The organism is Frateuria sp. sgz306004 (assembly GCF_057750885.1).
Genome location: NZ_JBYLFE010000008.1, coordinates 145,220 through 159,636, shown reverse-complemented (window position 1 = coordinate 159,636; position 14,417 = coordinate 145,220). Strand labels below are relative to the sequence as shown.

Genomic DNA, 14,417 nt, shown 5'->3' with positions numbered 1-14,417 from the left:
CGATGCTTAGAGGGGAAGCCACATGAAGTTGCGCTATTCGGCGTTGTATATCGCCATGTCGCTGGTACTCGCCCCGGGCGCGTTGCTGGCGGAGGATCAGGCGGCGACGCCGGCAGGTTCTTCCGCACAGAACGCCTCGCCGGCGACCGAAAAGAAGGTCAAGCAACTCGACGCCATCGAGGTCAGTGCGACCAAGCGCGAGACGCCACTGCAGAAAACCGCCGTGGCCGTGAGTGCCATCACGCCCGATACGCTCGACAAAGAGCGTGTGATGACGGTGCAGGATCTCACCAAGCTGGTACCAGGCCTGCAAGGCACCAGCGAAGGCGACCACGGCGTAGTCACGTTGACGTTGCGTGGCATCGGCAACGACAGCGCCAAGACCGAATATGCCGACCCCGAAGTGGCCACCTTTGTCGATGGCGTGTATGCGCCGCGCGCCGAAACAGCGGCCAGCCTGTTGCTCGACATGGATGGCGTGGAAGTGCTGCGTGGGCCGCAAGGCACCCTGTGGGGGCGCAATTCCACGGCCGGCGCAATCAGCTTCCAGACCGCCAAGCCAGACATCAACGCCGGCTTCTACGGCAATGCGCAGGTAGAGGCGGGCAATTACAACCAGGTCGGTGCGCGCGCTGCCTTCAACCTGCCCATCAGCAGCACGTTCGCCATGCGCGTAGCGGTGGTGCATCAGCAGCACGACGGCTACGTGGACTATCAGAACCCCTCCACCGAGCTGCCGAGCGTGGCACAGCAGCAGGCTAGTTATCTGGCCTCCGGCGGCAACCCTGCCAAATTCCAGCCGATCAATCCCGACCAGTTCATCCATGGCGGGCAGAAGTACAACGCGCAGGATCAATCGGCCGCGCGCGTCAGCGCGCTGTGGCAACCGAGCGATGCGTTCAAGTGGAACATCTCCTACGAGTACTTCGTGGATCGCGGCACGCCCAACCTCAGCCTGATGCAGACGCCGCGAGCAGGGCAGGACTTCTGGTCCGCGTTGATCGACGTGGCGCCGTACCTGGATCGCACCTCCAAGACGCTGCGCAGCCGCATGGACTGGAACATCAACGACGGCGTGCAGTTGAGCTATATCGCCGGCTACAACCGCTACTCCGGCAAGAGTGACTTTGACCAGGACGTGGGCGTCAGCGTGCCCACCAGCTTCACTACTGGCGGCGTGTACCAGGACGATCGCACCAACTACTCCAACTACAAGAACTGGAGTCAGGAGGTGGACCTCAAGTCCACCGGCAAGCAGACGCTGGACTGGATCGTTGGTGCGTACTACGCGTACGAAGACAACAACATCCGCTTCGACATCCCCATCATGAATGGCACCCAGTACGGTTCAGTGAACTGGCAGGGCTCCTTCATCCAGCCCAAGGAAACGGTGAAGTCCTCGGCCATTTTTGGCCAGGCCACCTGGAACCTCAGCGACCACTGGCGCCTCACTGGCGGCGCACGCTGGTCGCACGACAACAAGGCCAACGATGGCGGCGTGAACTGGGGTTGGAACTACGACCCGAACGTGCCGCAGGTGCCGATCTCTCCGGGCGTGTATCCGGCACCCTCCAACGGCTTCAACGTATCCACCTACAACACGGCCAGCTACAGCAAGAGCAAGGTCACCTGGCTGGCACGCGTGGATACCGACGTGGGCGAGAACGGCTTGCTCTATGCAAGCGTGTCCACCGGCTACAAATCGGGCGGCACGCAGGACGGCGGTGCGCTGTACAAGCCCGAGTCCCTCACCAACTATGAAATCGGCAGCAAGTTCAGTTTCCTCGATGGCCACATGACGTGGAACTCGGCGATCTACTACGAGGATTTCAAGAACTTCCAGCTCTCCGCGCCCATCACCTATCCCGACGGCAATCATGGCCTGGGCTTCTCCAATGTGGCGGGTAGTACCAAGGTGCTGGGCATCGAGTCGGAACTGGCCTATCAGCAGAAGGACGATCGCTTCAACCTGGTGTTCTCGGCCATTCCCAAGAAGACGCTGGGCACGCTGATCTACGCGGGGAGCAACGATTACCAGGGGCTGCCCGCATGCCCGCCGGCTTCGAATCTCTCCAGCTGCATGAACGTGACGGGCAACGACCTGCCGCATGCGCCCAATGTGTCACTCACGGCCATCTACGAGCACGATTTCCATCTCGGTAATGGCGGGCGCCTCACGCCGCGCGTAAGTGCGCAATACCAGAGCGCGCAATGGTTGAGCTATTTCAACCTCGGCGACGGCGACAAGCAGAAGGCGTACACGCGGGGCGACCTGGCGTTGCGTTACACCGAGCCGGGCGACAAGTGGTGGGTCAATGCGTATGTGCAGAACGTTGCCGACGGCAAGGTGCGCACCAGTGCGGGCCGCTTCCAGATGCCGGATGGTTCGTTCCAGTACGTCTCCCAGTACCTCGCGCCGCGGACCTATGGCGTGCAGTTGGGTGTCTGGTTCTGATGAACACTTTGGGTGGCGCTCCGGGTGCCTTACGCCGCCCACCTTTTGCCGTTCCACGAACAGCACCAGGGAAGGCGCTGTCTCCCTCCCCGTGAATGGCGCTTTGCCGGGCTCGTCTGGAGCGGCCCGGCAACTCTTTATGACGCAAACACACGCCGCGCCAAGTTGCGCGCGATGGGGGCAAGCATGGCGCGCATCAGAAAGGTACTGATCGTCGGCGGTGGCACGGCCGGCTGGCTGGCAGCGTGCTACCTGGCCAAGGCGGTGAACGCGCGTGATCCCAACAGCGTGCAGGTGCACCTGGTGGAGTCGAGCAGCATCGGCCTGCTCGGGGTGGGGGAGGCCACGTTTCCGTCGATACGCGGCACGCTCTCGGCTATTGGCCTGGACGAGCGGCGCTTTCTGGTGGGCGCCACGGCCACCTACAAGCAAGGCATCCACTATCGGCACTGGGTGCGGCCGCCAGGTGCGCCGGGCCCGGATCATTTCTTTCATCCCTTCAGCGTGCCCAGCCAGCGTCCGGGTGGGCCGGAGCTCTTGCCTTATTGGCTGCTCGGTTGCGCGCCCGAAGGGGTGTCGCTGGCTGACGCCGTCACCATGCAGAGCCTGCTGGTGGCGCACGGCAAGGCGCCCAAGCGTGCGAGTGATGCCGATTACCAGGGGCCCATGAATCATGCGTTTCATTTTGACGCGGCGCAGTTCGCACGCGTGCTGGCCGAGCATGGGCAGGCATCGCTGGGCGTGCACCGGCACGTTGCCACGGTAGAGCGCACCGAACTGGACGAGCACGGCGCCATTGCCCGGGTGATCACCACGGAGCTCGGCGCGCTCACCGCAGACCTGTATGTGGATTGCACGGGATTGCGTGGCGCCCTCATCGGCGGTGCGATGGCCTCGCCGTTCCGCAGCCGTCGCGATGTGCTGTTCGCCGACCGCGCCGTGGCCATGCAGGTGCCTTACGAGCGCGCTGATACGCCCATTCCCTCGTACACCATTTCCACCGCGCAAGAAGCAGGCTGGATCTGGGATATCGGGCTGCAGAGGCGGCGTGGCGTGGGCTACGTGTATTCGTCGCGGCACACCGACGACGTGCGCGCCGAGCAGGTGTTTCGTCGGTATTTGGGTGCCGCTGCCGATGGCCTCAAGGCCATGCACATTCGGTTCGAAACGGGCTATCGCCCGGAACACTGGCGAAAGAACTGCGTGGCGGTAGGCCTGGCCGGTGGCTTCGTGGAGCCGCTGGAGTCCACGGGTATCGCACTGGTCGAGCTGGCGACGTATCTCCTGACGCACCTGCTGCCGGGCGACACGGACGACATGGCCAGCGCCGCCCGCCACTTCAACGACATGATGGTGGCGCGCTATGACCGCATCATCGATTTCATCAAGATGCACTACTGCCTGAGCCAGCGTCGCGACTCGGCGTTCTGGATCGACAACACCGACGCCGCCAGTATCCCCCAGACGCTCAAGGACAAGCTGGCGCTATGGAAGCACCGCCCGCCGCATCGCCTGGATTTCGTCAGCGACCTGGAGATGTTCCTGGTTTCGAGTTGGCAGTACGTGCTTTATGGCATGGAGTTCAAGACCGACCTTACGCCCAGCCGCAGCGCCTATCCGCACATGGACGAGGCACGGCGCGAGTTCGCCATGATCCAGCAAGTGGCGGCGCATGCATTGAACGATCTGCCGGATCATCGCGCATTGGTGGAGCAGTGGTGCGCTGAGTTTGAACAGCGAGCAGAACGGCAGCGCGTTACGGCGGCTTGAGCCAGGTTGCCGGCGACCTTAACCGGCCTTGGCCTTGCGCTTGGCCGCCGGTTTGCGCCCGACCACCTGCGCCTTGTACGACTGCATGATGGCCGGCAGCAGGCCCGGGAAGCGCTGGGAGATTTCCTCGCAGCGCGTGGTGTTGAACATTTCCACGCCGCGACGCTCGCTGCGCACCAGCCCGGCCTCGCGCAGGGCGCGAAAGTGCTGGGACAGGGTGGATTTGGGAATATCGCGGTCTTCCATTTTCAGGAAGGCCGAGCAGGTGTTGGCCGCATCCGCACAGGCCAGCTGCGCATAGATGGCCGCGCGGGTGGGGTCGGACAACGCATGGAGGATGCCCTCCACGGTCACGTCGTCCATCGAGGGATGGGTAAGGGGGCGCATGGGGCCATTCTACCAGCCCTTGAAAACTAGTTCATAAGTTCGTATGTTGCGAACTATGGGAGTTGTTCAGCTCCCTGGCTTCATTCCCTCCCCAACATCAGGAACTGTCATGAGCAAGCTCAAGGGTAAAGTGGCTGTGGTTACCGGCGCCTCCAAGGGCATTGGCGCGGCCATCGCCAAGACGCTGGCGGCCGAAGGCGCCGCCGTGGTGGTGAACTACGCCTCCAGCAAGGCCGGCGCCGATGCCGTGGTCGCCGAGATCCAGAAGGCCGGCGGCAAGGCCGTGGCGGTCGGCGGTGACGTATCCAAGGCGGCTGACGCCAAGGCGATTGCCGACGCTGCCGTCGAGCATTTTGGTCGCCTGGACGTGCTGGTGAACAACTCCGGCGTGTACGAATTCGGCGCGCTGGACAACATCACCGAGGAGCACTTCCACAAGCAGTTCAACGTGAACGTGCTTGGCTTGCTGCTGGTGACCCAGGCCGCGGCCCGTCACATGAACGAGGGTGGCAGCGTCATCAACATCAGCTCGTTGGTGTCGCGCATCGTGCCGGCGGAAAGCGCCGTGTACACCGGCACCAAGGGTGCGGTGGATGCGATCACCGGCGTGCTTGCGCGTGAGCTGGGCCCGCGCAAGATTCGTGTGAATGCGGTGAACCCAGGCATGGTGGAAACCGAAGGCACGCACGCCGCGGGCTTCATCGGCTCCGACTTCCATGCCCACGCCGCCGCGCAGACGCCGCTGGGCCGCATCGGTCAGCCGCAGGACATCGCCACCATCGTGAGCTTCCTGGCCTCGGATGACTCCTTCTGGCTCACCGGCGAGCTGCTCTACGCCGGTGGCGGCATGCGCTGAGGCCTGACTCCGCAGCGACGCGCCCTTCCGGCGCGTCGCATGCGTCGGCTTGACGGTTCAGGGCGGATCATCGCTGCCATGAGAGGCCGCCGGTGCGGCTTCTGGGCACGTGGAGTGGCGAACATGTCCGGCACACCGATGGAGCGCGGCGTGGTGACGTTGCGCTCGGCGTACAGCGTCATGCAAACCGTCAAGCAGATCGAACAACGGCTCGCCGATCACGGCATTACCCTGTTTGCGCATATCGATTTCAGCGGTGACGCCGCGCGCGCGGGATTGACCTTGTTGCCCGAGCAACTGCTCATCTTCGGTAACCCGCGTGCCGGCACGCCCTTGATGCAGGTGGAACCGGAGATCGGCTTGGACCTGCCGCTCAAGGTATTGGTATGGGAGGACGACCAAGGCAGCACCTGGATGGCCTACAACGCGCCGGAGTACATCATGGTGCGTCACGGGCTTCCCCGAGCCATGGGCTCGGCCTTGCAGGGCGCGGCACAACTGCTGGAACAGTTGGCGCGCTAGTGGTGGCTACGGGGCGGCGCCTTCGATCACCTCGACCTGACTGATCCAGTTCCGTTGGCGTCGTGCCAGGCGGGCAACGGAATCTTCTTCGCCGAAGCTCACCGGCTGCGGGCGTACCAGGGCCGGGTCCACGTGCTCGAAGCAATTGACGTTGACCACCGCGTAAGCCTTGCCGTCGATGTCACTCAATGCCACCGGCGGCACGCCGCACACCGCGCAGACCAGGAATTCCGCCGTGCGCGTACCAAAGCGATAGCGCGACACGCGTGTCGTGTCGCTGAGCGTCACGCGCAGGTGACCATCCGCACGGGCCGTCCACACGCCGCCGTGTTTCTGGCAGAAGCTGCAGTCACAGGCCCGCGCGGGAATCGCGGTGGGCGTGGGCAACCAGTCGAGCGCGAAGGCGATGTTGCCGCAATGGCAGCGTCCTTGAATGAGCATGCGCGAGCGTCCTTGGGTGAGTGGGGCAGCTTAGCGTTGTGCCGGAGCCAGTGCATCCGTGATCAGTTTTACCTGCGCTTCTTGCAGCAGGCAGTGCGACTCGCCGGCGGGCGCGGTCAACTCGTCATGGCTGACAAAGGCATGTCCACCCAGCTTGGTCGTGTGCAAATCGCTTGCTGTGCATAACGCGAACGGCCGTGGCGCACGATCCTGTTGCAAGGCCTGGTACACGCGCAGCGCCATCAAGGTGGTGGTGGCGATGCCGGGGTGACTGTGATCGCTGTGCAGCCATGGCAGATCGGCATGATCCGATTGCAGGCGGCGCAACGTGTCGGATATCTCCAGGTAAGGCACGTCCAGCTCGCGCGCGATCTCGGCCTCGCTTCGCGTGAGCAGGGCGGAGAAATAAGGCTGGCTCTGGTAGGTACCCATGTACAGCACGCGGGCGCCATGCGCGCGCGCTTCGGCGACCAGTTGGCGATGCGCGGCAAGCAGGTCGTCGCACGATTGGTTGCTTGTATGCGCCTGCATTTCCGGGCTGCGGCACATCACATCGCCGCCGCGCTCCTGCAGCACCACCACCTGGTAATCGCCGCTGTCGAGCAGGCGGTGCAACTCCGCCTCCCGATTCAGTTGGGCCAGCGTGGCGCCGCCGCGCACATACATGTCCGCCCTATAACGCGGCCCGCCGGTTTGGGCCTGAGCCACCTGTTCGAAGATGGTCGGCAGGCTGTTCACATACGTCAGGCTGTTTCCGACGAACAGCACGCGTGGCTCGTTGCTGGCCGTAGTGGCAAGGCTGACGGTGCTCAACACCAGCGCAAACAACAGAGTAGCGATCCGGCGAAACAGCGGCAGCTGCATGTCACATGTCCTTATGTGCGTGGGGCTCGTTTTTACATGGGGTGGCGAGGCGCAAAGAAAAGCCCCGCTCCATAGGAGCGGGGCTTTAGAAAACCGGTGTACGCGGGGTCGGAAGAAACTTACAACTGCCCGATCACCAGCTGTACCAGCAGGCTGCTCACCGACACCGCGGCCCACACACCCAGGCCAAGCAGGATCGGGCGAGCACCGGTGGAAGCCATCTTGCGCAGATTGGCGGAGAGGCCGATGGCGGTGAGCGCCACGATGATCAGGAACTCCGCTGCCATGTGCAGGGCAGGCTGGATCGCTACCGGCACCAGGCCCGCCGTGCGCACCGCCGAGGCCACCAGGAACCACAGGATGAACCAGGGGAAGATGCGGCGCAGGCTGAAGTCGCTGGCGCCTTGCTTCTTCTGCTTCCAGGCGGTGATCAGGGCCAGCACCAGGCAAATCGGGATGATCAGCGTGGCACGCGTGAGCTTGACGATGGTGGCGTAGTCACCGGCCTCCTTGCTGAAGCTGTAGCCGGCCGCCACCACCGAGGACGTGTCGTTGATGGCGGTGCCTGCCCACAGGCCGAAGCCAAGATCGGACAGGTGCAGCAGGTGCCCCAGCAGCGGGAACAACAGCACGGCGACCAGGTTGAACAGGAAGATGGTGGAGATGGCGAACGCGGTGTCATGCTCGTCCGGCTTGAGGATGGGCGTAACGGCAGCGATGGCCGAGCCGCCGCAGATGGCGGTGCCCACGCCAATGAGCACCTTGAGCTTGTCGTGCACCTTGAGTGCGCGGCCCAGGCCCCAGGCGGTAAGGAAGGCGACCGTGATGGTCACCAGGGTCACCGACAGCGACTCCATGCCCGTCTTGGCCACCTGGCTGAGGCTAAGGCCAAAGCCCAGCGCGATGATCGACCATTGCAGCACCTGCTTGCCGGCGAACTGAATGCCCGGGGTATAGGTGCCGCCTGGCGACAGTGTGTTGCGCACGACGATGCCCAGCACGATGCCGAACACAGGGCCGCCGATCAGCGGCAGGAAACGGCCCAGCACTAGCGCCACGAGGGCGATGCCGATGGCCAGCAGCAGGCCCGGCAGGCGTTGGGAAAGGGTGGGGGCGGCAAGGCTGGTGGTGGTGGCGTTCATCGTGTTCTCCCGAATGGTGGCCATTGTCCGCCCGCCTTCGCATCAATAAAACTTTGAATTTCTGATTCATGTAATAAGATTTACTGATGATCAACATCAGCCCGCGCCAGCTCGAGGTATTCGTGCAGATTGCCCGCCTCGGCAGCGTGCGTGCGGCGGCCGAAGCGCTGCACCTCACCCAGCCGGCGGCGAGCATGGCGCTGGCCGAAATGGAGCGGCAGCTCGATGCACCGGTCTTCGCACGCGAGCGTGGTCGCCTGCGTCTGAATGCGCGTGGGCGCGAGCTATTGCCGCTGGCCCAGGAGCTGCTGGAGCGCTATGCGGAGTTTGGTCGCGTCGGCACGGGGGCACAGGCATCGCTGGGTGGCGAACTGCGTGTGGGCGCCAGCAATACCGTGGGCAACTATCGGGTAGGCGAGCTGCTGGGTGATTTCGTGCGCGCGCATCCGCATGTGTCGGTGCGCTTGCGCGTGTCCAATACCGCAGAGATCGTGGCCGCCATGCTCGATCACGCGCTGGAGCTCGGTTGCGTGGAGGGCCCGGTGGCCCATCCCGCGCTGGAGCTGCGCCCATGGCGGGACGATGCCCTGGTGGTGTGCGCGCCGCCCGACCACCCGCTGGCGCGCAAGCGCCGGCTGCAACAGGACGATTTCGCCGGTGCGCGCTGGGTGCTGCGCGAGCCCGGTTCCGCCACGCGTAGCCTGAGCGAGCGAGCTTTGTCCTTGCTGCCTGCAGGCGAAACGGTGTTGGAGCTGGATCAGGCCGAGGCGATCAAGCAGGCCGTCATCGCTGGCCTGGGTATTGCGTGCCTGCCGGAGGTGGCCGTCACCGATGCCGTGAGCAGCGGTCGGCTCAAAGTGCTCAAGACACCTTTTCTCGACCTGCGCCGCACGCTGTCGCTGGTGCTGCATCGCCAGCGTTACCGCGGAGCCCTGATCGATGCGTTCCTCGCCTTGGCGGGCGGCAAGGCCACCGGCACGACGCTCAGCCGGTGATCTGCGCGAGCAGCGCCTCGGCCTCTTCGTGGGTGCGCGAGCGCAGCAGGCGCGGAGCCGCAGCGCGCAGCGCGGAACGATCCAGCGTGGCAATGCGATCGCGCACATGCAGTAGCTGGCTGGGATGCATGCTGAACTCGTTGAGCCCGAGGGCCAGCAGCAGCGCGGTGAAGTTCACGTCGCCGCCGATCTCGCCGCACAGGCTCACCGGCTTGCGCGCGCGGCGACCTTCGGCAATTACGTAGGACAAGAGGCGCAGCAGCGCGGGCTGCAGTGGGTTGTAGATGTTGTCCAGCGCGTCGTTGCCGCGATCGGCTGCGAGTACGTACTGGGCAAGGTCGTTGGTGCCGATCGCGAGGAAGTCGGCATGCTCCAGCAGCGCACGTACATTGATGGCGGCCGCGGGCACTTCGATCATGGCACCCAGCGCGAGCTTTTCGGGCAAGTCGACGTTCTCGCGCTTGAGCTCCTGCCGCGCCAGCTTGAACAGCGTGCGCACGGCGATGAGTTCGTCCGGCTGGGTGACCATGGGCACCAGCACGCGCACCGGCCCGTAGCAGGCGGCGCGCAGGATGGCGCGAATCTGCGTGGTGAACACCGCCGGGTAGCGTAGCGACAGTCGCACGCCGCGCACGCCCAGCGCCGGGTTGTCTTCACCGCGCAGCACGAGGCCGGCGGCATCGGCCTTGTCGGCGCCCAAGTCCAGCGTGCGGATGGTGACCGGCAGGCCGCCCATGCCGAGTACGAGGTCGCGATAGGCGATGAACTGCTCGTCTTCGGTAGGCAGGCCCTTCTGGCGCAGAAACAGGAATTCGGTGCGATAGAGGCCCACGCCATCGGCGCCGCGCGCACGCGCGCTGGCGACGTCCGGCGGCATTTCGGCGTTGGCCAGCAGGCGGATATCCACGCCGTCGCTGGTGCGGGTGGGGGCGTTGGCCAGGGTGGCGAGGCGGCGGCCTTCCTGGGCGGCTTCGCGCTGCCAGGCCCGGTAGCGGGCCAGGTCCTGCGCGGTGGGATGCACCACGGCTTCGCCGCGTTCGGCATCGAGCAGGATGAGGTCGTCGTCGTGCAGTGTGGAGAGTGCGTCGCGCACGCCCACCAGCATGGGCAGGTCCAAGCTGCGCGCAAGGATGGCGCTGTGCGAGTACGCGCTACCGGAGCTGGCGACAACGCCCAGCAAGCCACTGCCGGCGAGGTGAGCCATATCGGCCGGGGCAATGGTGTCGGCGATCAGGATTTCGCCCACGCGCGCGGCCAGCTTGCGTTCTTCGCGGCTGGTTTGGCGTTGCAGGGCGGAGATGACGCGATTGATAACCTGGTCGACGTCTTCCTTGCGCGAGCGCAGGTAGGGGTCGTCCATGGCCTCGAAGACGGCGGCGAGGCGATCGCGCTGCTTCTTCAATGCCGCGCCCGGGCGGTAATGGCCAATGCGCACCAGGTCGTCCAGGCCGCGCAGTAACTCGGGATCGTCCAGCAGCAGGCTGTGCGCGTCGATGAACTCGTTCACCTCGCGTGCGAGCGCGCCGTGCAGTTTTCCGCGCAGTTCACGCAGTTCCTGGCGGGCGGTGTCCAGCGCGCGGTGCAGCCGGGCCAGTTCGCTCTCCACTTCGTCCTCACCCAGCGGGCGGGTGTCGACCAGATAACGGCTGGGCTGGACCAGGCGTGCGCGACCGAGGGCCATGCCCTTGGAGGCGGTGGTGCCTGGAAGTATTTCTCTCATGCCTGCCCTCCGTGGCGCGGTGGTGGAGCGACGGTGCCCGGGATGTGGCGTCCTGCCACTTTGGCCGCGCACCCCAGCAGGGAAAGATGGCACGACATGGTCTGCTGGGCCGTGAACACGGCCTCAGGGTTCCACGCTCGAGCGATCGATTTCCCCACTCAGGCTCCTTCGTCGAACTTGCGATCGAACAGGGCGACCACGGCATCGAGGGCGGACTGCTCATCCGGGCCATCGGCCCGCACGGTCAGCGGCGTTCCGATGCCGGCCGCCAGCATCATGACGCCCATGATGCTCTGCGCGTTGACTTCACGGCCCTTGCTGATCAGCCACACGGTGGACTTGAAGCTCTGCACCAGTTGCACCAGCTTGGCCGATGCGCGGGCATGCAGGCCCAGCTTGTTGGAAACGACAATCTCTTTCTCAAGCATGATCGATGAAGATTCCCCCGCGGCCACCGCTGGCGGCGATTTCCGCCAGCTCGTCCAGTGGTTTTTCCGCATAGTTGAGTACACGCAGCAGCATCGGGAGGTTCAGCCCCGATACGCAGCGCAAATGGACGCCCAGCGCGCTGAGCGACAGGCCAATGTTGCAAGGTGTGGCGCCATACAGGTCGGCCAGCACAAGCACGCCGTCGCCCTGATCCAGCGCCCGCGCATGCTTGGCCGTGAGCGTGCGCATCACGTCCGGGTCCGCCTGCGGCGGCACTTCCACCGCCTCCACGCGCAAGGGCAGCTTGGGCAGCACGTGATGTGCGGCCGAAATCAGCGCCTGGCCGACCGATTCGTGCGTCATCAACAACACACCGACGCTCATGACGGCTCGCCGACCCGGTTGGGAAAGTTGAAGAACATGGCGGTCACTCGATCTCGCGGTGGAAGGTAAGCACGCCGTTGCGCAGCGCACGGAAATGGGCGGCCAGCTTCTCCACCAGATACACCGAGCGGTGGCGCCCCCCGGTACAGCCGATGGCGATGGTCACATAGCTGCGGTCATCGACCTCGAAGCGTGGCAGCCAGGCATCCAGCCAGCGCTGGGTGTCGGCCAGATACTCGGCGACCAGCGGTTGTTCGTCCAGGTAGTCGCGCACCGGGCCGTCCTTGCCGGACAGCGGGCGCAGACGCGGATCCCAGTGAGGATTGGGCAGGCAGCGGGCGTCGAACACGAAATCCGAATCCAGCGGCAGCCCGCGACGGAACGCGAACGACTGGAACATCAGGGTGAGCCCTTCGGTCGTTTCCGCGTAGCCGGTGGCGATCAGTCGGCGCAGCTGGTGCACATTGAGATCGCTGGAGTCCACCACCTTGTCGGCGATGGCGGCCAGCGGGCGCAGCACGCGGCGCTCTTCCACGATGGCGTCGGCGAGCGAAAGCCCTGCACTGGACAGCGGGTGGCGGCGGCGCGTTTCCGAATAGCGCTTGATCAGTACGTCATCGCGGCAGTCCAGGAAGATCAGGTGCGCATGCACGCCGGCGGAAGCGAGCTCCGAGAGCATCGCGGGCATGCGTTGCAGGTCTTCCTCGCGGTTGCGCACGTCCACGCCCACGGCGATGTTGCGGCGCTTGCCGCCGGTGCCCCAACTGGCGGCGGCCACCAGCTGCGGCAGCAGCGAAGTGGGCAGGTTGTCGACGCAGTAGAACTCCAGATCTTCCAACGCGCGCAGGGCAACGGTCTTGCCGCCGCCGGACATGCCGGTGAGCACGACCAGGTGGATGGCGTCAGGGTGATGGATGTCGGGTCCGGATGTCGTCTGGCTCATGGTTCACCACGGCGGCAAGCGGCGCATCTGGTGCGCCTGGCGATCGATAAAGGTTTGGGCCGGGTCAATGCCCTTGCTCTTGAGTACATGATTGCGCACCGCCGCTTCCACCAGCACAGCTAGGTTGCGGCCGGGCGCCACCGGAATGGTGATCATCGGCACGGGCACTTCGAAGATCTCGCGATGGCCGATATCGCCGGTGAGGCGGGTAAGACCGTCGGTGTCCTCGCCTTCGCGCAGTGGCTTCAAATGCACTACCAGGCGCAGGTACTTGGACGGCTTCACCGCGGTGTGGCCGAACATCTCGCGCACGTTGAGCACGCCCAGGCCGCGCACTTCCAAGAGATCCTGTAGCAGCTCGGGGCAGGTGCCGTCGATCACGTCGGGCGCGATCAGAGTGAATTCGGTGGCGTCGTCGGCCACCAGGCGATGGCCGCGGCTGATCAGTTCCAGCGCCAACTCGCTCTTGCCCGAGCCCGATTCGCCGGTGATCAGCACGCCTATGGAGAACACCTCCAGAAACACGCCGTGCAGGGTGATCTTGGGCGCCAGCATGCGGGCCAGATGGTACTGCATCCAGGTTAGCAGCTCGTGGCCGCGCTTGGAGCTGATCCACAGCGGGGTATTGGTTTCCTCCGCCACCTCGCGCAGGTCGGTGGGGATGGGTTGATCCTTGGTCACGATCATCGCCACTGGCTGATAGGCGGCGATCTTGTTGATTGCCTCCCAGCGCTGGCGCGAATCGAGGCTGTCGAGGAAGTTCAGTTCCTCGGTGCCAATGATCTGGATCTTGTTGGGATAGATGACGTTGAGGTAGCCGATCAGCGAGGGACGGCGCGTGGTGGTCGCGGCCTGCTCCAATACGCGCGACTCGCCGCGCATGCCGGAAACCCAGCGCAGCGCCATGCGCTCGTGGACACCATCGTAGAGTTGTCGGGCGGTGAGCCGGTCCAAGCCATATCCTTTGCGCCGCTAGGAAAGGGCCTTCAGGCCCGGCGGCTACGGCGACATTGTGCCAGTTCGCACCGGCCGCTGCCTTGGATACGGAGAAATCCGGGGGAAAAGGCCCGCCCCGTGATGGGCGGGCCAGGAGGGGTCAGCCGTACTGGCGCTCTTCGCGCACGTCGCGCTGGTGCTTGTCGCTGATCTTCTCGCGGTGCTTGCGCAACTGCGCCACGAGCTTGTCGAACAGGACGTCGATGGAGACGTACATGTCGCTCTCGTTGGCCTCGGCATGGAAGGTGGAGCCGGTAACCGCCATCGTGCCTTCTGCGCGCTGCTGCAGTTTGTTCACCGAAAGCACGATGTTAAGGCTGAGGATGCGGTCGTCGAGGCGGGATAAGCGGTCGAGTCGACTGTTCACGTGGTCGCGAAGGGCCGGAGTGACTTCAATCTGCTGACCGCTGAGCTGAACTTGCATGTTGCGCCTCCTTTGGTACATGCCGCGGACGCGGCTGGGGTCGATGCGCCAGTCACCGGTGTCGTGGCCGACACACCTTTTGAAGCTAA

Annotated in this window: 15 protein-coding genes; 5 read left to right on the top strand and 10 right to left on the bottom strand. The window is 64.7% G+C overall.

Going from position 1 to position 14,417, the window contains the following annotated elements:
• Positions 1-22: 22 nt before the first annotated feature.
• Entirely contained in the window at positions 23-2,455 is a 2,433-nt protein-coding gene (locus AC3G2C_RS17405; RefSeq protein WP_488385904.1) for a TonB-dependent receptor, read from the top strand.
• Between the two features lie 186 nt (positions 2,456-2,641).
• Complete coding sequence (locus tag AC3G2C_RS17400; RefSeq protein WP_488385903.1) at positions 2,642-4,225, top strand: tryptophan halogenase family protein; 1,584 nt, start codon at positions 2,642-2,644, stop codon at positions 4,223-4,225.
• Positions 4,226-4,243: 18 nt separating this feature from the next.
• On the opposite strand, the gene AC3G2C_RS17395 is transcribed toward AC3G2C_RS17400, so the two are convergent.
• Positions 4,244-4,612, bottom strand: a complete 369-nt coding sequence (locus tag AC3G2C_RS17395; protein ID WP_488385902.1) for an ArsR/SmtB family transcription factor — start codon at positions 4,610-4,612, stop codon at positions 4,244-4,246.
• Between the two features lie 109 nt (positions 4,613-4,721).
• On the opposite strand from AC3G2C_RS17395, the gene AC3G2C_RS17390 reads away from it, so the two are divergent.
• Positions 4,722-5,468: a glucose 1-dehydrogenase gene (locus AC3G2C_RS17390; RefSeq protein WP_488385901.1), complete on the top strand. Its 747-nt coding sequence runs from the start codon at positions 4,722-4,724 to the stop codon at positions 5,466-5,468.
• 123 nt (positions 5,469-5,591) lie between these two features.
• On the top strand, positions 5,592-5,990 hold the full coding sequence (locus tag AC3G2C_RS17385; RefSeq protein WP_488385900.1) for a DUF302 domain-containing protein: 399 nt from the start codon (positions 5,592-5,594) through the stop codon (positions 5,988-5,990).
• 6 nt (positions 5,991-5,996) lie between these two features.
• On the opposite strand, the gene AC3G2C_RS17380 is transcribed toward AC3G2C_RS17385, so the two are convergent.
• From AC3G2C_RS17380 to AC3G2C_RS17370, 3 genes are all read right to left on the bottom strand, one after another.
• Positions 5,997-6,431, bottom strand: a complete 435-nt coding sequence (locus AC3G2C_RS17380; RefSeq protein WP_488385899.1) for a GFA family protein — start codon at positions 6,429-6,431, stop codon at positions 5,997-5,999.
• 30 nt (positions 6,432-6,461) lie between these two features.
• Positions 6,462-7,295 (bottom strand): SGNH/GDSL hydrolase family protein, encoded by an 834-nt coding sequence (locus AC3G2C_RS17375; RefSeq protein WP_488385898.1) that lies wholly within the window; start codon positions 7,293-7,295, stop codon positions 6,462-6,464.
• Positions 7,296-7,414: 119 nt separating this feature from the next.
• Complete coding sequence (locus tag AC3G2C_RS17370) at positions 7,415-8,437, bottom strand: YeiH family protein (protein WP_488385897.1); 1,023 nt, start codon at positions 8,435-8,437, stop codon at positions 7,415-7,417.
• Between the two features lie 86 nt (positions 8,438-8,523).
• Between AC3G2C_RS17370 and AC3G2C_RS17365 the strand changes: the two genes are divergently transcribed.
• On the top strand, positions 8,524-9,432 hold the full coding sequence (locus AC3G2C_RS17365) for a LysR family transcriptional regulator (RefSeq protein ID WP_488385896.1): 909 nt from the start codon (positions 8,524-8,526) through the stop codon (positions 9,430-9,432).
• Here the strand turns inward: AC3G2C_RS17365 and ptsP are convergent.
• From ptsP to hpf, 6 genes are all read right to left on the bottom strand, one after another.
• Complete coding sequence (gene ptsP, locus AC3G2C_RS17360) at positions 9,422-11,152, bottom strand: phosphoenolpyruvate--protein phosphotransferase (protein WP_488385895.1); 1,731 nt, start codon at positions 11,150-11,152, stop codon at positions 9,422-9,424. The genes AC3G2C_RS17365 and ptsP overlap by 11 nt on opposite strands.
• Before the next feature lie 158 nt (positions 11,153-11,310).
• Positions 11,311-11,580 (bottom strand): HPr family phosphocarrier protein, encoded by a 270-nt coding sequence (locus AC3G2C_RS17355; protein ID WP_488385894.1) that lies wholly within the window; start codon positions 11,578-11,580, stop codon positions 11,311-11,313.
• The gene (locus AC3G2C_RS17350; RefSeq protein ID WP_488385893.1) at positions 11,573-11,965 is read right to left on the bottom strand and encodes a PTS sugar transporter subunit IIA; all 393 of its coding nucleotides are present in this window, start codon (positions 11,963-11,965) and stop codon (positions 11,573-11,575) included. Before AC3G2C_RS17350 ends, AC3G2C_RS17355 begins: the two co-directional genes overlap by 8 nt.
• Positions 11,966-12,008: 43 nt before the next feature.
• A complete protein-coding gene (gene rapZ / locus AC3G2C_RS17345) occupies positions 12,009-12,908 on the bottom strand; it encodes an RNase adapter RapZ (protein WP_488385892.1) in 900 nt (299 codons plus the stop codon).
• A 3-nt stretch (positions 12,909-12,911) separates the two neighbouring features.
• On the bottom strand, positions 12,912-13,862 hold the full coding sequence (gene hprK / locus AC3G2C_RS17340) for an HPr(Ser) kinase/phosphatase (protein WP_488385891.1): 951 nt from the start codon (positions 13,860-13,862) through the stop codon (positions 12,912-12,914).
• Positions 13,863-14,004: 142 nt separating this feature from the next.
• Positions 14,005-14,328 (bottom strand): ribosome hibernation-promoting factor, HPF/YfiA family, encoded by a 324-nt coding sequence (gene hpf, locus AC3G2C_RS17335; RefSeq protein ID WP_488385890.1) that lies wholly within the window; start codon positions 14,326-14,328, stop codon positions 14,005-14,007.
• Positions 14,329-14,417: the final 89 nt, after the last annotated feature.